Genomic DNA, 21,787 nt, shown 5'->3' on the forward strand with positions numbered 1-21,787 from the left:
GTGGTGTTGAGGGGTCGGTGACCGCCTCGGGGCATTTCTGCCCGCCGACGGCGCGGAGTCACCGCTTCCGTTCAGCGGTGGTTCATCAGCAGCTCTGTGCCGCGTCCGACTCGGCGGGACGGCCGAGCGGTCTCGCGGGGTGCGCCCGGCCAGGTGCCCCGCGTCCGTGGCGTCTGCTGCGCGGTGGGCGCTGGGGCCAGTACAGGACGTAGGCGGCGGAACCGGCCGCGAAGGCCAGGCGGATGAGGCCCTGGGCGGAGTCCGAGGGGATGAACAGGGCGCTGCCGTACAGGGAGATGAGGGCGAGCCAGCTGACCCACGGGACCAGCCGGCGCTGGCCGATCGAGTCCCAGATCAGAGTGCCGAGGAGGACCGAGGCGTTGTAGTACGTGTACACGCTCGGGTCGAGGACGATGCGGGCGTCGGCGGCGAGCAGCACGACCGCCGGCCAGCGGTGCCGGCGGACGGCCAGGGCGCCCAGGGCGATACCGAGGGCCATCTGGGCGGGGCGGTCCCACCAGGGGGTGGCGGCGTCGTGCACGCCGAACCAGCGCAGGGCCGAGGCGGGCTGGTTCGGGATCGTGAAGCGGGCGGCGGCCAGGGTGTCCAGGTGGGTGAGGTAGAAGGGCAGCCACGCCACGGCCACCAGGCCGGCCGCCCAGGCGGCGGAGCGCAGGCGGGCGGGGCGCGGCAGGGCCAGCAGCAGGGGCAGGAAGCCGACCGCCCAGGGTTTGGAGTCCACCGCGAGGGCCAGGAAGACGCCCACGGCTGTCGCCTTGCCGCGTACCAGCGCCCGTACGGCGAGGGTGGTGAAGAACAGCGCCAGGACGTCGTCCAGGTGTGCAAAACGCACCGAGACCTCCACCCACATGGGGATGAAGGCCGCTCCGGCGATCAGCACGCGCTGCTGGAGGCGTTTGTGGTTGAGGCCCGTGCCCCGGTAGTGGTCGGCGGCGGCGCGGCCGACCAGTACCAGCATGTACAGGCCCAGACCCGACATGAACGCGTCGGCGAGCTTCTCGCCGAGTTCGGCGGGGAACGGGGCGAACAGCCCGGCGACCAGGAAGCTGACCGGGCCGATCTGCAGCTCGGGGTGGTTGGCGTAGAGGGCGAGGCCGCCGCCGGGGATCTGGTGGAAGAGCAGTTGCTGACCGGTTCTCAGGTAGTGCCAGGACACCGCTCCGTGGCGTTCGGCCACCACGAACCAGGCCGCCGTCCACAGGGCCAGCAGCGCGATGTGCAGGCGAACCGGGTAGCCGCCGATGCGGCCGATCCGTGCCCCGTCCCCGGGCACGGCTGTCACCGTCTTCCGCTTCCGCACGCTCCGTCCTCCCCCTCGGCCCGCGCCCGGCATCGGGACGGCCGAGGTCGCGGGTGCTGCCCCATCACTCCTGTAGAGGGGGGCTCGGCCCGGCGGGTTGCCTGTCCGGGCCCGCGAGTGCCGGGCCCGATCGGGCCGGATGCGGTCGCTCCGTGTCGCCTGGCGGTACGGCACCTGCTCGTCACACCGGCCTTGCGGGACTGCCGCAGGGACCGCGTGCCGAAGCCCGACGGTCCGAGCTTGCCTTGATGAATCATTCATCCAGTGAAGTGTTGACTTATGGATGAACAAGTCAGAACAATCCATGAGGTGACCTCCGAGCAGCTGTCCGTGGGCCCGGCCCTGTCCTCCGTCTCCTCCGACCTGGACGAGGCGGTCCACCGCTGTCTCGTCGCCGGCTTCGAGGGCACGACGACCTTCCCCGACACCCTCAAGCGGCTCATCGACCGCGGCCTGGGCGGCGTCATCCTGTTCACCCGGAACGTGCGCGACGCGGAGCAGGTCCGCGAGCTCACCGACGCACTGCGGGCCATCCGCCCCGATCTGCTGGTGGCCATCGACAACGAGGGCGGCGGCATCGGCCATCTGGTCGCCGCCGGCGCCCCAGAGGTCCCCGGCTCCTACGCCCTCGGCGTCGCCGACGACCCGAACCTGACCGCCCGCTGCGCCGACGCCCTCGCCGGCCATCTCGCCACCCTCGGCATCACCGCCTCGTACGCCCCCGTCGCCGACCTCCAGCGCCGGGCGGACAACCCGATCGTGCGCACCCGCTCCTTCGGCGCCGCCCCGGAGCTCGCCGCCCGCCATCTGCGCGCCTGGATCACCGCCACCGAGGCACGGGGTGTCGCCTCCTGCGCCAAGCACTTCCCGGGCCACGGCGGCACCGAGACCGACAGCCACCACGACCTCGCGGTCGACCCGCGGCCCGCCGACGAGCTGCGCGCCGACCTGGAACCGTTCCGCGCGGCCGTCGCCGCGGGCGTGCCCATGCTGATGAGCGCCCACGTCGTCTACCCGGCGCTGGACGCCAACCGCCCCGCCACCCTCAGCCGCCGCATCCTCGGCGACCTGCTCCGCCACGACCTCGGCTTCGACGGTGTGCTGGTCAGCGACGCCCTGGAGATGAGGGCCATCGCCGACCGCTACGGCGAGGCGGCCGGCGCGCGCATAGCCCTCGCCGCGGGCGCGGACCAGGTGATCGTCGCCGTGCCGGATCTGGAGGTCACCCTGACCTGCCGGGACGCGGTGCTCGACGCCGTGGACTCCGGCCGGCTCTCCGAGGAGCGGGTGTGGGAGGCGGCCGGGCGGGTACGGCGGCTCGCCCAGCGCTATGCGACCCCCGCCGGGGTGGTGGCCGCCTGGGACGCCGGAGCCGGAATGGAGGCCGCGCGCCGCGCGGTACGCAGCCGGGCGCTGCCGCGTGCGGTACGCGGCGCGCATGTCGTCGACCTCTTCCCGCCGCCGCACCCGGCCCTCAACTGGGGTGGCGAGGACCTCCTGACCGAGCTGCGGCCCCTCGACCCCGCGGCGAGCGGTACGGCGGTGAGCGGGGAGCCGGCGGATCCGGCCGCCCTGGTTGACGGGATCCTGCGGATCTGTGCGGCCGCGCCGCTGGTCGTGGCTACGTGCGATGCCGGGTTGCATCCCTGGCAGGCCTGGTTCCGGGAGGCTCTGCTGGCCCGGCGGCCGGACGCGGTGCGGGTGGACACCGGGCTGCCGGAGGGGGGTGACCTGTGCTCGTACGGGCGGGGGCGGGTCAATCTGCGGGCCGTGGCGGAGGTACTGAGCGGTCTGCGGGAAGCGGGATGAACCCGCGGGCCGGTGGGGGCTGGTCGCGCCCCGCGGCGGAGCCGCATATCGACACGGCCCCGCGCCCCTTCAGGGTGTTGCGGCCTACGGCAGTCGTACGTTCTGCGTGATTCCCCGCGACGCCAAGTACTCCTTGTCGTCGGCCCGTTCCGCCGGCAGCACCGCCGGGCGTTCGCCCTGCCTGCGCAGTCGCATCCACGCGTCGAAGTACGCCCCGCCCGGACCCGACACGGAACGTGTGGCGGGCGTGCAGTCCAACACCAGGGCGGTGGTGCGCGGTTGGGGGGAGGCGGGCTTCGCGCGCAGTTCTGCGATCGTGTCCGCGAGGGCGGTGGCGATCGGCTTGGGGCGGCCCGCCGCGTCGAACAGGCCCAGGGTGTACTCCAGCTCCGGATAGTCGGCCAGCGAGCGGTCCACGTCGTGGGAGCACCACCACGTCACGCCCCAAAGTCCCTGGCAGTCGGCCGCGTTGAGGACCGTGGCGCGGGCGAAGTCCGGGGCGTCGGCCGCCGGGATGTGCGGTTCGGGGGCGCCCGTCTCCTGGACCCAGACGGGGCGGGACGGATCGGTGGCGTACGCCTTCGCGAGTTCCGTGCCGTACTCGGCGAGGTGCCGCACCTCGAAGGAGGCGGGCCCGTAACGGCGGGCGCAGTTGGCGGAGAACACCCAGGGGTGCACGGTCGTCACATCGCCCTTGCGGGCCGAGGCCTCGGGCGTGAACGGGTGGTCGTCGCCGTACCAGGCGGCGTCGTACGCGGAGTGGGTGGCCAGCTGCCCGGGGCGCAGGCCCTCCCGGGCGGCCGCCAGCAGCGTGTCGAGGTAGTGGTCGACCTCGGCCGGTGTCACCGGGTTGTGCTCGACCAGGTTGTTGAGCTCGTTGCCGAGCTGGAGGCCGATGAGGTTCGGGCGGTCGGCGAGGGCGTGGGCGAGCGTGCGCAGCAGCTCGGCCTGCGCTTCGACGGCCTCCGGGTCGGTGAAGACGTTGCGGTGGTGCCAGCTGCGGGTCCACTCCGGGTAGAAGTCGAAGCTGGACAGATGGCCCTGCACGCCGTCCACCATGACGTCGAGGCCGGCCTCGGCCGCGAGGTCGACCAGCTGCGCGAGCTGGTCGACGGCGGCGGTGCGGATGAGGGTGCGGTTGGGCTGGAGCAGCGGCCAGAGGTGGAAGGCCCGGATGTGGTCGAGTCCCAGCCCCGCGATCTGGGCCAGGTCCTCACGGGCGTGCCGCGGGTCGAAGTCGTGCCAGGCGTGGAACCAGCCGCGGCGGGGCGTGTAGTTGACGCCGAAGCGGAGCGTGGGGATGGGATCCTCCTCGGGGCGCCGACCCCGCGGGGTCGGGGGCTTGTCCTCGCTGAATGTATCAACCACCATGGTCGATGATGAATAACGATTTCAACCAGGAGTCCGGCGGCGGCCGGGGCTCCGGGGAACCGGACCTGGTGCTCGGCCTCGACGCCGGCGGCACCCGCATCCGCGCGGTTCTCGCCGCCGCGGCGGACGGCCACGTGCTTGGTGAGGGCGCCGCCGGTCCGGGCAACGCCCTCACCGTCCCACTGCCCCGGCTCACCGACCACCTTGCCGAGGCCGTCGCCCGGGCGGTGCCGAAGCCCGCGCGCGGCCGGGTCGCGGCGGTGGCCGGCGGTTTCGCCGGCGCCACGGGGGCGACGGAGGACGACCCCGGCCGCCTCAACGCGCTCACCGCCCTGACCGCCGCCCTCCGCCGGCTCGGCATCACCACCGGCTCGATCGGCATCAGCAGCGACATCGAGGCGGCCTTCGCCTCCGCCCCCGGCACCCCGGCCGACGGGCTCGCCCTGGTCGCCGGCACGGGCGCGGTCGCCATGCGCATCACCGGCCGCCGCTGCACGGCCACCGTCGACGGCGACGGCTGGCTCCTCGGCGACGACGGCAGCGGCTTCTGGATCGGCCGCGAGGCGGTCAGGGCCGCCCTGCGGATGGCGGACGGACGGGGTGGGGCGACCGCCCTGGCCGAGGCGGTGGGGCGGACGCTGGGGCTGCCGGAGGAGGTGCTGCCGCGCGGAAGGGCACCCTGGGCGCCGCGCGGAGGGCCCGCCCCGGGGGCGCCTCACGATGGCCCTGCTCCGGCTGCCACCGGTGGCAGTCCTGGCGCGGATGCCGTCCGTGGTCGTTCCGGCGGACGGCACGAGGACCCGGTCGGCCCGCCGTGCGGCACCCCCGCAGCGCCGGAAGGCGGCTCCGATGTGCGGGGCGGCGGACGGCAGGGCGGGCCCGGTGGTGCGGTGCGTACCCCCGCGGTGCCGGAAGGCGGCTCCGATGTTCCGGGCGGCGGACGGCAGGGCGGCCCCGGCACTGCGGCGCGTACCCCCGCGGTGCCGGAAGGCGACTTTGCCGTCTGGTCACTCGCCGACCGTGAGGCCTACCGCATGCGTCTGCTCCCCGTCGTCATGGCCGAACCGCCGACCCGGCTGGCCCGGCTCGCTCCACTGGTGGCCGAGGCGGCCCGGGAGAAGGACCCGGTGGCCGCGGCGATCCTCGACGAAGCAGCCGGTCAACTGACCGAAACGGTGCGGGCTTTGGCGCCGCAGCCGGGTGAGCGCGTGGTCGCGACCGGCGGTCTCCTCGGCCCTGAGGGCCCCCTCACCGCCCGTCTCACCACCCGCCTCCAGGCTCTCGGCCTCAGCCTCGACTGGGTGGCCGACGGCTGCGCAGGCTCCGTCGCCCTCGCCCGCCTCCTCCTGTGACCGGGACCCACGCAGCAGACCGACGCCCATGCGGTCCGACCGACACCACCCGCGAACCCCGACCGATGCCGGCCAGCCCCCACGGCACCGGACCGACACCCGCTGAGCCCGACGGGCATGCGCGACGCCCGCACCGGCACCCATGACGCCGGACCGGCACCCGCCACGTCCGACCGAGACCCCCGAAATCCCCTCCGCAAGCGACGAAAGGACCGGCCGCATGCCGAAGCAGGAGCGCGCGGCCGACCGCGCCGAGGACACGCGACGGGGGCGTCCCCTCTACCGGGATCCCGATGCCCCCGTCGACGCCCGTGTCGGTGACCTGCTCGCCCGCATGACACTGCGCGAGAAGGTCGGTCAGCTCAACCAGCGCATGTACGGCTGGGACGCCTACCGTCGCAGCCCCGGCGGTGCATACGAACTCACCGAGGCGCTGTACGCCGAGACCGACCGTTTCGAGGGGCTCGGTGCCCTCTACGGGCTGATGCGCGCCGACGCCTGGTCCGGTGTCGACCACGGCAGCGGGCCCGGCGGCCGGGACAGCGCGGCTCTCGCGGAGCTGGTGCAGCGGCACGTTCTCGAACGCAGCCGGCTCGGCATACCCGCGTTGTTCGTGGAGGAGGTGCCGCACGGCCACATGGCCCTGGACGGCACGGTCCTCCCCGTCAACCTGGCGGTCGGCGCCACCTGGGACCCCGCGCTGTACGAGCGTGCCGCCGCGCACGCCGCGGCCGAACTCCGCGCCCGTGGCGGCCACTTGGCCCTGGTCGCGGCGCTCGACATCGTCCGCGACCCCCGCTGGGGCCGTACCGAGGAGTGCTTCGGCGAGGACCCGTACCTCGCCGCCCGGATGACCCGGGCACTGGTGCGCGGCATGCAGGGGGAGCCCGCCGAGTACTTCGCCGACGACAAGGCCCCCGTCGTCCTCAAGCACTTCGCCGGGCAGGGCGCCACCGTCGGCGGCCGCAACTCCGCCGAGTCCGAGCTCGGCCCGCGGGAACTGCACGAGATCCACCTGCTCGCGGCCCGCGCGGGCGTCACTGCCGGGGCCGCCGCCGTGATGGCCGCGTACAACGAGGTCGACGGGATGCCGTGCTCCGGCAACCACGCCCTGCTCACGGGGCTTCTGCGGGAGAGCTGGGGCTTCGACGGGCTGGTCATGGCCGACGGGCTGGCCGTGGACCGGCTGGCCCGCATCACCGGCGACAAGGTCTCCGCGGGTGCCCTCGCCCTCGACTCGGGTGTCGATCTGAGCCTGTGGGACGAGGGCTTCACGCATCTGGAGGAGGCCGTGGAGAGGGGGCTCGTCGAGGAGTCCGTCCTCGATGCCGCCGTCGCCCGCGTCCTGCGCCTGAAGTTCCGTCTCGGGCTCTTCGAACGTCCCTGTGGCGGTGGTGAGTTGCCGTCTCCGGAGCAGGGCCGCAACCTGAGCACCGCCCTGGCGCGCGCCTCGGTCACCCTCCTCCACGACCACGGCGGCGCCCTCCCGATACCGGCGACCGTCTCCCGTATCGCCGTCCTGGGACCCCAGTCCGCCACCGCTGCCCACCAGTCCGGCGACTACACCGCCCCGCAGCGCACCGGCAGCAGTGTCCTCGACGGGCTGCGCAAGCTGGCCCCGCCCGGCACCGACATCCGGTACGCCCGCGGCTGCGCCCTCACCGGCGGCGATCTCTCCGGCATCCCCGAGGCGGTCGCCGCGGCCGCCGCCTCCGACGTCGCCGTCCTGGTGCTGGGCGGCAGCAGCGCCCGTAGCCCCGAGACGGACTTCGCCGCCAACGGGGCCGCGCTCACGGCCGCTTCGGAGATGACCTGCGGAGAAGGCGTCGACCTCGCGGGGCTGCGGCTCGGCAGGGCCCAGTACGTCCTGCTCGACGCCGTCGTGGCGACCGGCACGCCGACCGTCGTCGTCCTGGTCCAGGGCCGCCCGCACCTCGTGCCCGAGACCCCGGCCGCCCTGCTCACCGCCTGGTACCCGGGCCCCTGGGGCGGCGACGCGATCGCCGAGGTGCTGCTCGGACACGCGGCACCCGCCGGCCGGCTCCCCGTCTCGATGCCCCGCTCGGCCGCCCAGCTCCCCGTCCACTACAACCACAAGGACACCGAGTACGGCGGCTACGTGGACGAGAGCGCCGAGCCGCTGTACTCCTTCGGCCACGGGCTGTCGTACACCAGCTTCGCGTACGGCCCGCCGCGCACGGACGGGCACACCGTCACGGTCGACGTCACCAACACCGGTGCGCGGTCGGGCCGTACCGTCGTGCAGGTCTATCTGCGGCGGCTGATCACGTCCACCTGGCCGCGCACCCTCGAACTGTTCGCGTTCGAGGGTGTCGACCTGGTGCCCGGCGAGTGCCGTTCGGTCACCTTGCCGCTCGACAGGGACCGACTCGCCGGGACCAGGACCGTGGAGATCCGGGTCGCGGAGTCCGCGCGGGCCGCGCTCACCGCCGTACCCGGCGTGCTGGAGCTGACAGCTTTCAGAGCTTGACCGCTCCCGCCGAGACGCCCCTGTAGAACCACCGCTGGGTGATCACGAACAGCACCAGCACCGGGATGACGGAGATCACCGAACCGGCCATCACCACCCGCTGGTCGTAGCCGAACGACGAGCTCTGCAGCCGGGACAGGCCCAGCGTCAGCGTCATGTGGTTCTCCGAGCGGAGCACGATCAGCGGCCAGAGGAAGTCGTCCCAGGCGCTGATGAAGGTGTTGATGGTGACCACCATGATCGCGCCCCACGCGGACGGCAGATACAGGTACCGGAACCGCTGCCACTCGTTCGCGCCGTCGAGCATCGCGGAGTCCTCGATCTCCCGCGGTACGGCCAGGAACGCGCCGCGCATCAGCAGGACGTTGATGGCGCCCACGAAGCCGGGCAGCCACACGCCCACCAGGTTGTCGACCAGACCCAGGTCGCGGATGCTGAGGAACAGCGACACCATGATCGACTCGAAGGGGAACATCATGGAGGCGACCAGCACCACCCAGACCGCCTTGCGGCCCTTCCAGCCGGGCTTGGAGAGCATGTAGCCGGCCGTGGTGGAGAAGACGAGCTGGCCGACGATCGACAGGACGACCACGATCAGGCTGTTGCGGATGTACGTCGCCACCGGCACCTGCGAGAAGACCTCGCGGTAGGCCCGCAGGGTCGGGTGGTGCGGCAGCAGGGAGGCGTCCGCGCCGAAGACGTCCTCGCCGACGCCCTTCAGCGACGCGAGGAACTGCCAGACCAGCGGGCCGACCGTGATGCCAAGCACGAGGAGCAGCAGCAGGTAGCGGACGACCAGTTCGCGGGGACGGCCGTACTCCCGCCAGCGCGGCATCAGCCGCCGGGGCTTCTCGACGGCGGTCGTCATGCCTCGTCCTCCTTCGTCAGGCGCTGCGCGAGCAGGGTCAGGCCGAGAGTGAGTACGAACAGGGCGACGCTGACCGCGGAGCCGTAGCCGGCGTTGCCGGTGATCGGGTCGAGGCCGACGTCGCGGATGTAGAAGGGCAGGGTGCGGTCGGCGCCGCCGGGGCCGCCGGTGGAGCTGCCCAGCATGAAGATCTCCGTGAACACCCTCAGGCAGCCGATGCCGGTGAGCGTGCCGACCAGCATCATCGCCTGGCGCACGCCCGGCACGGTGATGTGCCAGAAGCGGCGGACCGCGCCGGCGCCGTCCATCTGCGCCGCCTCGTGCAGTTCCTTGGGGACGTTCCCGAGCGCGGCCAGGTAGAAGATCATGTACCAGCCGAGGCCCTTCCACAGTGTCAGGCCCATCGCGGAGAAGAGGATGAGCCAGGAGTCGGAGAGGAACGGGACGGCGGACCTGATCAAGTGGGCTTTCTCGAGCCAGGTGTTGACCAGTCCGTCGTCGGCCAGCAGCCACTGCCAGCTCAGGCCCACGACCACGCTGGAGGCGAGGACCGGCGTGTAGAAGGCGGAGCGGAAGAAGCCGATGCCGGGGAGGTTCTTCTCCACCAGGACGGCCAGCATCAGCGGCAGCAGCACCATCAGCGGGACGACGACGACCGCGTACAGGATGCTGTTGCGGGTCGCCAGCCAGAAGTCCGAGTCGCCCAGCATCCGGGTGTAGTTGTCCAGCCCGACGAAGCCGGCGGCGCCGCCCAGCGGCTTGGCGTTCGTGAACGACAGGATGACGGTGTTGAGGAACGGGAAGACCCCGAACACCACCGCGCACACGATCGCGGGCGCGGTCCACAGCCAGGGCAGCCACCAACGGCGGTACAGCGCCGCGCCGTTGGCGCCCGGCGCGGGGCCGGGCAGCAGGGCCCGGCCGATGCGGCGGATGCCGGACGGGGCCGTGCCCGGCACGGCGGCAGTACGCCCCGTACCAGGCACGGTCACCGGCTCAGCGGTCTCGGTCGCCACGCTCAGCCCGCCTGCTTCAGCAGCTCGTTCGCCTTCGCCTGGGCGTCCTTCACGGCCTGCGCGGGGCTCTTCTTGCCCTGCATGGCCAGCTGCACCTGTCCCACGATCGCGTTCTGCACGGCCGGGGAGAGGTTGGTCTGGTTGGTGTCGGCCGTCTTGAGCTGGTCGGCGACCAGCTTGCGGGCCTGGGAGAACGGGTCGCTGCCGGTGACCTTCTGGAAGAACGGGTCGTTCAGCGAGGCCGTGGTCGTCGGGAAGATCACCACGTTGGGGTCCTTGCACCAGGCCGTCTGGTTCTCGGCGTTGGTGAGGTACTCGGCGAAGGCGAGTGCCACCGGCGCGTGCTTGCTGGTCGCCGCGACCGAGATGTACTGCGGGGCACCGGCGGAGGCGCGGCCGAGCGCGTCGTAGGGCTGCTGACCGACAGCCGTCTTCGCGTAGATCGACGGGCTGTTCTGCTTCACGAAGCGCACGAAACTCGGGTTCGTCGAGCCATAGGCGACCTTGCCCTGGCTGTAGGGCGTGGACGGGTCGTTGCTGGAGGACAGCGAGTCCTTCGGCATCGCGCCCTCCTTGTACAGCTTCGCCATCCAGGCCACCCACTGGGTGGTCCTCGGATCATTGGCGAAGACGGCGGACTTGCCGTCCGCGGACAGCGTCTTGATGTTCATCTGGTCGAAGTCCGACGGTATGCGCCAGATCGGGTTGGCCATCGTCGCGTAGAACTTGCCCTTGCCCGCCTTGGCGACCTTCTCGTAGTCGGCGAACAGTCCGAACAGCGTGGTCGGCGGCTTCGCCGGGTCGATGCCCGCCTTGTCCAGCAGGTCCTTGTTGTACGTCAGCAGGACGCCGCCGGTGTACCAGGGGAGCGTGGTGTGGATCGCCGAGCCGGAGGCGTCCTTGAAGGTGGCGGACTTCCAGAACGACGGCACGAACGGCTTCGCGACCTGCGGGTCCTTCACGCTCAGGTTCAGCAGGTAGCCGGCCTTGGTGAGGGCGGTCGCGGTCGGGGCGTTGACGTTGATGACGTCCGGCAACGTACAGGCCTGGGCGTCGGCGACGGTCCGCTGGGTGAAGGTGTTGTCGCCCGGGTCGTCGATCCACTTGACCTCGGCGCCGGGGTGGGCCTTCTCGAAGGAGGCGATCACTCCGTTGAAGAAGCTCCCGAAGTCTTTCTTCAGGTTCGTCGTCTGGAAAGTGATCCGGCCCTTGACGTCACCTGTCAGCTTGCCCGAGCCGACGTTGCCCTTGTCGACCTTGCAGCCCCCGGCGGTGCCGTCCCCGCCGCCGGAGCCGCCGGACAGGCCGCAGCCGGCCGCCGTCAGCGTCAGGGCGATGATTCCCGCCACGGATGCGGTGAGTCTTCCAGCGCGCATGTCCACCCTCCTGGGACCAGCCGAGGGCTGGTTCAATCAACCAACTTCGACTCCGATTGATGAAAAGGTGGACCAGAATTCATCGGAGGTCAATGGTTTGCCGTGTTGCGTTTCGGTTCCGCCCGTGGTTCCGTCCGTGACTCAGTGGCGGTGCTCGTGGTCCGGGTGCGCGGGGTCGCCGGGGTGCTCGTGCCCCGCGGCGTACACCACGTCGGCCCGTGCCTGGTCGAACCAGGCGAAGAAGGCACGTCGCCCCGCGGCGCGGCGCAGTTCCCGCGCGATGCCCTCGCGGACCTGTTCGTACGGCAGGAAGTCCGCGGGCGCCGCACGACCGAAGGGGTCCACCCCGCGCCGCAGCGCGTCCGGGGTGAGGAAGCGGTCCCGGTTGCGGTCGTAGTAGTCCTGTACGGCTTCCTCGGGGATGTGCTGCTCGGCCTCCAGCTCGGCGAGGAGGGTGCGGGCGGCGGGGGAGTGGGCGAGGGCGGCTGCGACGATGCTGCCCATGTCCGCGACGTCGTTTTCGGCCACGGCCAGCAGTTGTGTCGGGGACACCTCTTCCACGGGGGCCAGCCCCCGGTCCTCGCAGGCCCTTCGGGCCAGTTCGTCTGCGACGACGACCTGGGTCGCCCAGCGTCTGCGTTGGCGCTCCGCGCGGGCGGGGGCGGATAGTGCCTCGTTGTGTCGGTGGTTGACTGACTCGCCGTCGTGGCTGGTCGCGCCCCGCGGCGGAGCCGCTGATGAATACAGTCCCGCACCCCTGACGGGGCGCTCCGGCACCGTCTCCAGGAAGGCGTCGACGCGGTTTTTGGGGAGCGGTTCGCCGTGTACGACTGCTGCGTGGTCTGTCATGGCGTTATCTCCAGTTCCACGGCCTTCGTGTAGGCGACGTGGCCGTGCCAGGCGGTCTTTGCCAGCAGCCAGTACGAGCCCGGCGGTATCGCGCTGCCGTTCACGTCGATGGTGGAGTTCAGTTGCTCGCCCGCTGCGATCGTGAAGCCCTGGCAGCCCGGGGTGACCCCGGGCCAGGTTCCCCAGGAGGAGACCGCCCACAGGGTGCCGTTGATGGGGCCGTGGGTGGTGTTGTGCAGGGTCACCGGAACGCGGACGCGTTCGCCGGTCCTGACCGTGATTCGGTCAACTCCTAGATCTGTCATGAGAGTTGGACCGGCCTGCCCGCCCGGTACGTCGACGGCCGCGACGTCCTCGTACGTCTGCCCCTCGTACGACAGCCGTGCCGCCAGCCAGTGCCGGCCGGGTGGTGCGTCGGGCGGCGGTGTCACCGTGACCTCGGTGAGGGTGAAGCCGCCGGGGGCCAGTGCGTAGGGCAGTGCGGCGGGATCAACGGACCAGTCGGGCGGGGCCTCCACGGTCACCGTGCCCGAGACGGGGGCGTCGGTGAGTTCCGAGGAGATCCGGACGGTCGCGTGGAAGGGGCCGCCGGAGGCGGTGAGCGTCGTCGGTGAGATGTACACCGCGAGCGGCATGTTGCCGCGGGGTGCGGGGCCGGAGTTGTGGAGCCAGTAGCGGGTGTGGACCGGCTGCGCGGGCTCGTGGGCGGCGACGCCGGGGCCGTACGGGCTTCGGGAGCCCTCGGTGGGTGTGGCCAGGACCGTGGTGACCTCGAACCCGGTCAGGCCGAGGGAGAGCGCTCCGTGTTCGTCCGGCGCCAGTTGTTCCCGGGGTGTTTCCAGTACGTCGGTGCGGGCGCCCCGCGTCCAGGGCCGCGGTCCCTCCGCTCGCGCCCGTACCGGACGGCCGTTGACCTCGTGCATCCGCACCACGACCCCGCGCTCCGGGTCCGCCGGTGCCACGCTCCCGCGGGCGAGCGGGGAACCGGCCGGCTTGAGGGCGTCGAGCAGCACCTCGCCCGCCGGTTCGAGGCGCAGCAGGCTCAACTCCCTCGGCAGGGAAGCCGCTTCCGATGTCCGCCGCACACGGGCGCTCAGCGGGTGGTTGAACTCATGGCCCACGCGGGGCAGTCGCTGCTCGCGCCAGTCGCCCTCGCCGCCGACCACCGCGTACTCGAAGGTGTGGGACCAGCGTTGGAGCTGGAATCCCGAGCCGTCGGGTGCCGTGCGGCGGGGCGGGTCGACCCAGATGCCTGAGGGCCAGCCCGTGCAGGAGCGCATCAGCGACATGTAGAGGTCGCCGGAGGACGTCACGACACAGCCCGGCGTACCCCGGTTGAGGACGGCGAAGCCGCGCCCGTCCCAGGCGTCGCCCGGCGGCAGGGCCTCGCCGCCGCCGGCCGCCGTGGCCGTGACGGTCGCGTCGTCCAGGTCGGCGATCAGCGCGTCGACCGCCTTCGCGTCCCCCTCGGCGTCGGCGCCCGCCACCACCAGCAGCGGCAGCCGTTCGAGGTCGCGCAGGTCGGCCCCGGGCACCCACTCCTCGCGCAGTGAGGCGCGCGGCGCGACCCAGACGGCGGCCACGCCGCCCTCTGCGAGCTGCCGCTGCAGTTCGCGCCCTGCGGCCGGATCCCAGCCGAGTGCCTCGGCGACGAGGGAATTGCGGTCCGGGCCGCCGACGGCGATTCGGATGTCGGGCAGGTTGGAGTCGACCTCCAGGTCGCCGTAGCGCGGGCCGTCGGCGATCGTCGAGGTCGCCGTGACCCCGGCGCGCACCAGGGCGGCCGCGAGCGGCGTCCCCAGCTCACCTGCCTCGTCCCAGGAGGCGTACACCAGCTCGGCGACCCCGATCGACCGGCGGCCCAGCAACGCGCCTGTGCCGTCCCGCAGTTCGACCCGTGCCGTCGACCCGAGCCCGAACCAGGTGCCCGCCGGGTTGTCCAGCGTCCACGGGAACTCCTCGCTGTCCACGTCCACGAACCCGAAGCCGCGCCCGATCACCGCGTCGGCGACCTCGTGCACCGGCAGCCCGCCCTGTACGTCGCAGGGCCAGCGCACCCGGATCAGCCGGTCGGCGCCGTCGTAGCCGTCGACGGTCGTCGTCACGTCGACGCGCGGAACGCCGGTCCACAGCGTGAGCCGCTGTGTGTAGCGGAACAGCCCGAGGTCGGCGCGGACGGTGATCCGTGCGCCGGCGGGGGAGTGCTCGACCTCGGCCTGTGCCACCACGTCACGGCTGCGGGCGGCGGTGGTGCCCGTCGGGGTGAGGTGCCAGGGCCCCTCGCCGAAGCGCGGGTGCCTGGGGTATTCCTCCTGCACGACGAGCTCGTTGCCGATGTCCCCTGCGCGCAGCAGCTCCCGGCCCCCCTCGGTGAGGGCGCGGAGGCTGCTGACGCCGCCGCCGCGCGCGGGGTCGACCGTCACCTCGTAGAACTCGTTGCGGATGGTGGTGCCCTCGCCGGGCGCCCACTCGGGGACGGTGCCCTCGGTGAGGGGGAGGGCCTTGAGTCCCATGCCGGGCAACTCCGGCACGACGACGTGGAGTTGACCGTTCTCGCGCACCGCAGGGAGGCCGGCGGGGACGAGTCCGGGGTCGTCGACCGTGAGGACGTCCCGCCGCTGCCACGTCGAGGAGTTGAAGACGACCAGGTCGGTGCCCTCGCCCGGGGTGACCCGGTCGGCCAGCGCCTGCGTGGCGTCGGTGTGCACGGTCTCGGCCAGGTCGGCCAGCTCGCGCCAGCCGGTCATCAGGTCGATGTAGACCTGGTCGGACTCGGAGCCCGTGATGGCGTCGTGGTGGGCGCCGTAGACCAGCTGCCGCCACGCCTTGTCGAGCGCCGCGTCCGGATACGGGTGCCCGGCGACCAGTGAGGCGAGTGTCGCCCAGGCCTCCGCGTCGGCGAGCAGCGTCTCGCCGTACCGCTGGGCCTGCTTGGTGTCGATGTAGGAGACGTCCTTGCCGGTGTAGACCGGGTTCATGTCCCGTGTCTGCGGGGACGCCTTGCGGCCCTCCGCGTCGAGCTCGGCGCGCACGGCGGCGAAGAAGTCGCGCGGTGTGCCGCTGATGAAGCGCGGCCAGACGTAACGGGCGTTCCAGTCCCGGTGGATGTCCATCACCCAGCGGCACGGCGGCGCGTAGTCACCGCCGACCGGGAGCAGGACGTTGCGGGTGAGGGCGACCGACCTCAAGCCCCGGAACAGCTTGAGGGCGGCCGCCTCCGCCGCCGGCAGGGTGGGCGCGTTGTCGATCGCCCAGCCGGCGCCGTAGTGGTTGACCATGTAGGCCGTCAGCAGCCCGCGCCCCGACGGGGCGATCCAGCTGAACTCGGCCGGGAACTGCATCCGTCCGGGATCGCGCGGCTCCTCGCCGAAGACGGAGAGAGCCGGCCCCCACTGGTGGAACGGCCCGCGCGCCCACGAACTGGAGCTGATCCCCGCGTCCGCCATCAGCCCCGGGAACTGCGGATCGTGCCCGAACGCGTCCAACTGCCAGGCCGTTTCCGGCGATCCGCCCATGATCCCGCGCTGGAACCCGTCGCCGTACAGCGCGTTGCGCACGGTGGCCTCGGCGCCGGTGAGATTGGTGTTGGGCTCGTTGTAGGTGCCGCCCATGATCTCGACGCGGCCGGTGCGGATCAGCTCGCGCAGGAAGGCGCGCTCCTCCGGGAAGGAGTCCCAGTACGGCTTGAGGTAGTCGACCTCGGCGAGCACGAAGGTGTACGCGGGATCGCGGCGGGCCAGGTCGCAGTGGGCGCGGACCAGGCTCATCCCGGACTGGCCCCGTGAGTCGAAGGTCCGGGCCGGCAGACCGGTGGAGGCCGGGTCGTCGGCGACGTCCCAGGTCTCGGTGTAGGCGGCCTGGGTGTTCCACCACACCGGGTCGTAGTGGAAGTGGCTGACCATGAACATGGTCCAGCCGGGCTCGGCGGCGGTGAAGGGGACCGTGAGCGCACTGGTCCGCGCGGGGTCGCCGGCATCCTCGGCGGTGACCGTGACATGGGTGCCGGCGCCGGGGACGAGGTCGCTCGTCACGGGTGTCTCGGCGCGGACCGTGCCGTCCTCACCCGTCGTCGCGACCGTCGTCCCCGAGACGCCCGGACCGGCGACGGTGATGCGGACCGTGCGGCCCGGGGCGTGGCTCAGTTCGACGGCCATCACCTGGCGCGGATGCCCGGTCGTCCCGACGAAGAGCTCGGTCGATTCGGCAGAGGTGACGCGCATGGGTCTCCTACGAGAATGCTCGGGGAGCCCATCCTGGCATCGCCGGGATGATTCAAACAACCACCTTCACGCATTCTCGGTGGTTCATCCATGCATAACGGGCCGGGTTCACCTCGTCCGGCGGGACTTCACCGCATGCTGCGGGGCGATGTGGTCGGTGAGGGCGAGGGAGGCGCTGGCGCGCTGGTAGGAGAGCTGGCCGACCCGGACGTAGAGACAGTCGACGATCATCAGGACCGAGTGCCGGCCACCGATGCTGCCTGTACGGAAGCTGGTCTCCGAGGTGGCCGAGATGAGCCGGATGTCGGCGGCCCGGGCGAGCGGTGAGCGCGGGTCGGTGGTGATGGCGACGGTGGTGGCGCCGCGCTCCTTGGCCATCTCGAACGGTTCGAGGGTCTCGCGGGTGGCGCCGGAGTGGGAGATGCCGATGGCCACGTCGGCCGGCGTGAGCAGGGCCGCGGAGGTGGCCGCGCCGTGCACCTCGGTCCAGCCGCGGACCGCGCAGCCGATGCGGAACAGCCGGGTCTCGGTCTCCTGCGCCACCGTGCCGCTGCCGCCGACGCCGTACACATCGATCCGCCGGGCCTTGGCCAGCGCCTGGGCCGCGCGCTCGACCGCGTCGAGGTCGATCCGGTCGATGGTCTGCTGGATCGCACGCAGGTCGGCGCTGCCGACGACCTGGACGACCCGCTCCAGGCTGTCGTCCGGCGAGATGTCCGGCCCGATCTCGGCGGAACCCCAGTCGGAGACCTCGCCGCGGCCGCGCTCCTGGGCCAGCTCGATCAGCAGATGCTGATAGGAGTCGAGCCCGATGGCGCGGCAGAAGCGGGTCACCGTCGCCTGGGAGGTGCCGGTGCGGCGGCCCAGTTCGGCGGCCGAACAGTGGGTCACGGCGGCCGGATCCTCCAGGATCAGCTCGCCGACCTTGCGGAGGGATCCGGCCAGCCGGGGAAGCTCGGTGCGGATCAGTGTGGTGACGTCCGTCGAGGGCATGAAGAGAAGGTATCAGCCACCCATAGGCGGATGTATTGAATACCAGGACCACAAAAGCGAGCCATGTTCACACGTCGGCACCGGCGCATTGCTTGCTGCATGGCCATGTGATTTATTGATTCATCTATGAAGTCGGGTGGGGTGGTTCAATCCACCAGTGGGGAGTGTCGCGTGTCCGTCGAGTCTGTGAGCGCGGAGGGCTTCGCACAGGAGAGCCTGGCCGTCCTGGCGAAGATCACCGAGTCCGCACGCGGGGAGGTGGCGGGCGCCGCCGGACTGATCGCCGACTGCGTCCGCTCGGACGGCGTGATCCAGGCCTTCGGCACCGGCCACTCCCAGGCGATGGTCCTCGAAGTCGCGGGCCGGGCGGGCGGTCTGGTCCCCACCAACCGGCTCCAGATCGCCGACCTCGTCCTGTACGGCGGCGACGCCCCGAGCGTTCTCGACGATCCCCTCCTGGAGCGCGAACCCGGTGTGGCCGAGCGGCTCTACCACCTTGCGGCGCCCAGCCCCCAGGACCTCTTCGTGATCATCTCCAACTCCGGCGTCAACAACGTGATCGTCGAGATGGCGCTGGCCGCCAAGGAGCGGGGGCACCGGGTTCTGGCCATCACCTCCCTCACGCACACCAGGGCCGTCCCGGCCGGCCACCCGAGCGGGAAGAAGCTCGCCGATCTGGCCGATGTCGTGCTGGACAATCGGGCGCCGCGGGGGGACGCGTTGCTGGAGCTTCCCGGGGGTGGGGCGGTTTGTGCGCTGTCCACCCTCACCGGGGTGATGCTGGTCCAGATGGCTGTCGCCGAGGCTTCGAAGCTGCTGCTTGAGGCCGGTGAGCGGCCGCCCGTGTATGTGTCGGCCAATGTGCCCGGTGGGTTCGAGGGGAACCTCGAGTTGGAGAAGCGGTACGCCGGGAGGATTCGGCGTACCGCCAGTTGAGCCCCTAAAAGGCCAACGCGACCGCGAGTGGATATGCGCCGGTGGGGAGGGGGGCCTCTGCCTTCCCCGTGGCTGCGTCGATCGGCACCAAGGCGTTTTCGTCCGCTGTTGTGACGTAGGCCTTGGTGCCGTTCCAGTTCAGCGCCACGTCGAAGGCCGACCTGCCGACCGGGATCTGTTTGCCGGGGGCGCCCGTCACCGTGTCCACGGGGGTCACGGAGTCGCCGTTGCTCGGGCTCACCCACAGTGTCCGGCCGTCCGGGGAGAGGGCGAGGCCGTAGGCCTGGCCCGTGACCAGCAGGGTCGGCTCGGTGTCGTTCGTCGCCGTGTCGATCGGAGTGACCGTCGAACCGCCGGAGTCGGAGACGTAGACCGTCCTGCCGTCGGGTGCGGCGACCACATTGAAGGGGCTCGGGCCGACCGGGACGGCGCTCTCCGCCTTGCCCGTGGTCAGGTCGACGGGCGAGACCGTGTTGTCGTGGATGTTGGCGACGTACAGGGTCCTGCCGTCGGGTGTGATCGCCAGGTTCTCCGGTCCGGAACCGACCGGCACGGGTGTGCCCGCCGTCAGTGTGGTCGTGTCCACGGGCTGGACGGTGCCGTCCGTGTAGTTGGCGACCCAGAGCGTACGGCCGTCAGGGGTGAGGGCGAGGCCGGCCGGGACCCGGCCCACGGAGACCGTCGCGGTGACCCTGCTGTGGCCGACGTCGATCACGCTGACCGTGTTCGAACCCTGGTTGGCGGCGTACGCGGTGCGCCCGTCGGCGCTCACGACCACCTCGCCGGGGTTGGCGCCCACCGGGATGCCGGTGCTCTTGCCGGAGGAGAGGTCGATCGAACTCACCGAAGCACCACTGAAGTCGGCGGTCAGCGCCCTGGGCGTTCCCGTCCCGTCGGTGACCCGGACCGGGAGTGCCCGGCTGAGGATTCCGGTGCCGGAGACGACCAGCGAGCGGACCCCTTGCGCCGTCCCGGCGGTGACTGTGACCGTCGCCGAGGCGCTGCCACCGGCCGGGACGGTGACACTGCCCTCGGCGGGCGAGGCGGTGACGCCTTCGGGGACGGTCAGCTTCCAGGAGACCGTGCGGGAGGCGGTGGAGCGCTTGTCGGAGAGGTTGAGCGTGACCGTTTCGGTCGCGCCCGGCGCGAGGCTCAGCGAACCCGGGGCGAAGGAGGCGTCGGCACCGGGGTCGGGCGCCGTGTCCAGCATCGTCGTAGAGAGGAACGGGTCCATCACGCCCGGCGAGACCTGCTGGGGGATCGCGTCGAGTTCCTTGCGCTCGGCCCTCAGCCGGTTCCAGTACGTGGTGACGGCTTCGGTGTCGCCCTTCTTGTCGGCCAGCAGCAGGGCCACGGCGGTCCGGCCCGCGCTGCCGTAGCGGCCCAGCTTGTCCAGCCAGGCCGAAGTCTCGTCCAGGAACGCGGAGTTGGGAAGGTGGGCGCGCAGTTCGGCGGGCGTGGCTGCCATGTCCGTGAAGTACGAGGTCAGCGCGGCGGCCGCCCGGTCGAGGCCGTTGTCGTCGGCGTAGGCCTTGCGGAAGGCCGCGATGAGCTTCGTGAGTGTGGGTGATTCGGTCGCGTCCAGCTGGGAGGAGTAGTTGTTCTCGGCGAAGATGCGCAGCCAGGTCGCGGCGGAAGGCCCGGCCAGGTCGCGGACGGAGGCGAGGAAGGCCGCGCGGGGGTCGTAGGCGGCCGGGTTCCAGAGGTAGGCGGCGGAGGTGAACAGGGCCAGGCGGCCGGCCTCGGCCTGGATCATCGGGTTGGCGGTCACGCCGACGGCCTGGCTCGCCACCCCGGGTTCGCGGCCGGTGTAGGGGCCGAGGAGGAGACGGCTGGTGACGTAGTCGTTCACCGGGTAGTTGTCCCAGACCAGGATCGGGTGACCGTAGACCGAACGGGCCTGCTTCAGCTGCTCGGCGGTGATGGTCGGCGCGATCACGCCGACGCCGGTCCACTCCACGACGACGGACGGGTCCAGCTTCTCGCGCAGCGCCTTCTTGTACGGGGAGTCGGCGAGGTCGGAGTACTCCGTGGGGACCATCTCCAGGGGCTGGAGGCCGGGGTGGTGGGCGGAGAAGTCCTTCCACACCTGGTTGAGGAGATGCGCCTGGGCCGCGCCTGCCGCGCCCCCGCCCGTGCCGAACTCCTTCTCGTCGGCGTCGCAGTTCCACTTCGTGTAGCTGATGTCGTCCAGCGGGATCGCGAACGACCGCGCACCGATGTCGTACAGCGAGTCGAACTTGCGGGTGAGGGCGGCGATGTCCGACGCGGAGGAGTAGCAGACCGACAGGCCGGGGGAGAGGGCGTAGGTGAAGCGGACGTGGTTGGCGTCGGCGCGGTCGACCAGCTCCCTGAGCCCGGCCAGCTCGGCGGCCGGGTACTCGTCGCGCCATCGGGCCCGCAGATAGGCGTCGTCCTTGGGGGAGTAGACGTAGACGTTCTGTTTCGTGCGGCCGTAGAAGTCGAGCTGGGCGAGTCGCTCGGCGTGCGTCCACGGGGTGCCGTAGAAGCCTTCGACGACTCCGCGCAGAGCGGCGGTGGGCCAGTCGCGGACGGTGACCAGGGGCAACTTGCCTTTGGCGGTGACCAGTTGGCGCAGGGTCTGGGCCGCGTAGAACGTGCCCGTGGGGTCGACACCGGAGAGAGCGAGAAGGGCGCGGCCGTCGGCGCGGCCGGATGCGAGGGTGTGGCCGCCGGAGGGAAGACCGCTGGGGGACTTGGCGTGCAGGCGCTTCAAGATGCCTGCCGTGGCGGGGTTTTCCGTGGGGCCGCCGAGATAGACGGTGAGACCGGCCTTCGGAGGTCTGCCGTCGGCCCCAACGGTGGTGATGTGTGTGGCGCCGGCCCCGCGCAGGACGGAGTCGACGAGACGGTGGGCCGAGGGGTCGGTGCGGGGGCCGACGACCTCGACGACTCGTGCGGGGACGGCGAGGTGGCCCGGCGCCGTCCTCTGGATCTGCTGGGGCGTCGGCCATACCTGGGGCGGCCGGGCGGTCGGGGCGGCCGTCGCGGTGGCCGCCGTGGGGGCGGTCAGGGCGGCGGTCAGCAGGAGCGCCGCGGTCGTGAAGCGCCATGGACGTCTGGCTGGGAACATGGATTCTCCTGAGCCAAGGGTGAATGCATCCACCGTGTGATGCTAGAGATGCTGAATGCATCATTCAATGGCGCGAGGAGCCGATCTCTGC

Annotated in this window: 13 protein-coding genes; 4 read left to right on the top strand and 9 right to left on the bottom strand. The window is 71.7% G+C overall.

Annotation, left to right across the window (positions count from 1 at the left end; translation table 11 throughout):
• Nucleotides 1-85: 85 nt before the first annotated feature.
• Nucleotides 86-1,243 (bottom strand): hypothetical protein, encoded by a 1,158-nt coding sequence (locus ACWC1K_RS06700; protein ID WP_450829338.1) that lies wholly within the window; start codon nucleotides 1,241-1,243, stop codon nucleotides 86-88.
• A gap of 387 nt (nucleotides 1,244-1,630) precedes the next feature.
• On the opposite strand from ACWC1K_RS06700, the gene nagZ reads away from it, so the two are divergent.
• On the top strand, nucleotides 1,631-3,130 hold the full coding sequence (gene nagZ / locus ACWC1K_RS06705; protein WP_450829164.1) for a beta-N-acetylhexosaminidase: 1,500 nt from the start codon (nucleotides 1,631-1,633) through the stop codon (nucleotides 3,128-3,130).
• A gap of 84 nt (nucleotides 3,131-3,214) precedes the next feature.
• Here the strand turns inward: nagZ and ACWC1K_RS06710 are convergent, their stop codons facing one another.
• Nucleotides 3,215-4,501 carry a glycoside hydrolase 5 family protein gene (locus ACWC1K_RS06710; protein WP_450829165.1) on the bottom strand — a complete coding sequence of 429 codons (1,287 nt, stop codon included), beginning with the start codon at nucleotides 4,499-4,501 and terminating at the stop codon, nucleotides 3,215-3,217.
• Nucleotides 4,502-4,506: 5 nt separating this feature from the next.
• Here ACWC1K_RS06710 and ACWC1K_RS06715 point away from each other — a divergent pair, with 5 nt between their 5' ends.
• Both ACWC1K_RS06715 and ACWC1K_RS06720 read left to right on the top strand, forming a co-directional pair.
• On the top strand, nucleotides 4,507-5,853 hold the full coding sequence (locus ACWC1K_RS06715; protein WP_450829166.1) for a BadF/BadG/BcrA/BcrD ATPase family protein: 1,347 nt from the start codon (nucleotides 4,507-4,509) through the stop codon (nucleotides 5,851-5,853).
• Nucleotides 5,854-6,073: 220 nt separating this feature from the next.
• Nucleotides 6,074-8,344 (top strand): glycoside hydrolase family 3 N-terminal domain-containing protein, encoded by a 2,271-nt coding sequence (locus tag ACWC1K_RS06720; protein ID WP_450829167.1) that lies wholly within the window; start codon nucleotides 6,074-6,076, stop codon nucleotides 8,342-8,344.
• Here ACWC1K_RS06720 and ACWC1K_RS06725 read toward each other — a convergent pair.
• The 6 genes from ACWC1K_RS06725 to ACWC1K_RS06750 all read right to left on the bottom strand — a co-directional run bounded on the left by ACWC1K_RS06725 (nucleotide 8,334) and on the right by ACWC1K_RS06750 (nucleotide 17,666).
• Entirely contained in the window at nucleotides 8,334-9,212 is an 879-nt protein-coding gene (locus ACWC1K_RS06725; protein WP_450829168.1) for a carbohydrate ABC transporter permease, read from the bottom strand. The genes ACWC1K_RS06720 and ACWC1K_RS06725 overlap by 11 nt on opposite strands.
• Entirely contained in the window at nucleotides 9,209-10,171 is a 963-nt protein-coding gene (locus ACWC1K_RS06730) for a carbohydrate ABC transporter permease (protein WP_450829339.1), read from the bottom strand. The genes ACWC1K_RS06725 and ACWC1K_RS06730 overlap by 4 nt, the downstream gene beginning before the upstream one ends.
• A gap of 59 nt (nucleotides 10,172-10,230) precedes the next feature.
• Nucleotides 10,231-11,604 (bottom strand): extracellular solute-binding protein, encoded by a 1,374-nt coding sequence (locus ACWC1K_RS06735; RefSeq protein WP_450829169.1) that lies wholly within the window; start codon nucleotides 11,602-11,604, stop codon nucleotides 10,231-10,233.
• 141 nt (nucleotides 11,605-11,745) lie between these two features.
• The gene (locus ACWC1K_RS06740) at nucleotides 11,746-12,453 is read right to left on the bottom strand and encodes a peptidyl-prolyl cis-trans isomerase (RefSeq protein WP_450829170.1); all 708 of its coding nucleotides are present in this window, start codon (nucleotides 12,451-12,453) and stop codon (nucleotides 11,746-11,748) included.
• The gene (locus ACWC1K_RS06745; RefSeq protein WP_450829171.1) at nucleotides 12,450-16,673 is read right to left on the bottom strand and encodes a glycoside hydrolase family 38 N-terminal domain-containing protein; all 4,224 of its coding nucleotides are present in this window, start codon (nucleotides 16,671-16,673) and stop codon (nucleotides 12,450-12,452) included. The genes ACWC1K_RS06740 and ACWC1K_RS06745 overlap by 4 nt, the downstream gene beginning before the upstream one ends.
• 108 nt (nucleotides 16,674-16,781) lie before the next feature.
• Complete coding sequence (locus ACWC1K_RS06750) at nucleotides 16,782-17,666, bottom strand: MurR/RpiR family transcriptional regulator (RefSeq protein WP_123968103.1); 885 nt, start codon at nucleotides 17,664-17,666, stop codon at nucleotides 16,782-16,784.
• A gap of 171 nt (nucleotides 17,667-17,837) precedes the next feature.
• Here ACWC1K_RS06750 and ACWC1K_RS06755 point away from each other — a divergent pair, with 171 nt between their 5' ends.
• A complete protein-coding gene (locus ACWC1K_RS06755) occupies nucleotides 17,838-18,602 on the top strand; it encodes a sugar isomerase domain-containing protein (protein ID WP_450829172.1) in 765 nt (254 codons plus the stop codon).
• Nucleotides 18,603-18,606: 4 nt separating this feature from the next.
• On the opposite strand, the gene ACWC1K_RS06760 is transcribed toward ACWC1K_RS06755, so the two are convergent.
• The gene (locus tag ACWC1K_RS06760) at nucleotides 18,607-21,696 is read right to left on the bottom strand and encodes a beta-N-acetylglucosaminidase domain-containing protein (protein ID WP_450829173.1); all 3,090 of its coding nucleotides are present in this window, start codon (nucleotides 21,694-21,696) and stop codon (nucleotides 18,607-18,609) included.
• Nucleotides 21,697-21,787 lie beyond the last annotated feature (91 nt).

The organism is Streptomyces sp. NPDC001492 (assembly GCF_053597275.1).

What these genes read in the sequence shown, in the direction of transcription:
- ACWC1K_RS06710 (WP_450829165.1), bottom strand. Translation starts at nt 4,501, where the DNA reads ATGGTGGTTGATACATTCAGCGAGGACAAGCCCCCGACCCCGCGGGGT.
- ACWC1K_RS06715 (WP_450829166.1), top strand. Translation starts at nt 4,507, where the DNA reads ATGATGAATAACGATTTCAACCAGGAGTCCGGCGGCGGCCGGGGCTCC.
- ACWC1K_RS06720 (WP_450829167.1), top strand. Translation starts at nt 6,074, where the DNA reads ATGCCGAAGCAGGAGCGCGCGGCCGACCGCGCCGAGGACACGCGACGG.
- ACWC1K_RS06725 (WP_450829168.1), bottom strand. Translation starts at nt 9,212, where the DNA reads ATGACGACCGCCGTCGAGAAGCCCCGGCGGCTGATGCCGCGCTGGCGG.
- ACWC1K_RS06735 (WP_450829169.1), bottom strand. Translation starts at nt 11,604, where the DNA reads ATGCGCGCTGGAAGACTCACCGCATCCGTGGCGGGAATCATCGCCCTG.
- ACWC1K_RS06740 (WP_450829170.1), bottom strand. Translation starts at nt 12,453, where the DNA reads ATGACAGACCACGCAGCAGTCGTACACGGCGAACCGCTCCCCAAAAAC.
- ACWC1K_RS06745 (WP_450829171.1), bottom strand. Translation starts at nt 16,673, where the DNA reads ATGCGCGTCACCTCTGCCGAATCGACCGAGCTCTTCGTCGGGACGACC.
- ACWC1K_RS06750 (WP_123968103.1), bottom strand. Translation starts at nt 17,666, where the DNA reads ATGCCCTCGACGGACGTCACCACACTGATCCGCACCGAGCTTCCCCGG.
- ACWC1K_RS06760 (WP_450829173.1), bottom strand. Translation starts at nt 21,696, where the DNA reads ATGTTCCCAGCCAGACGTCCATGGCGCTTCACGACCGCGGCGCTCCTG.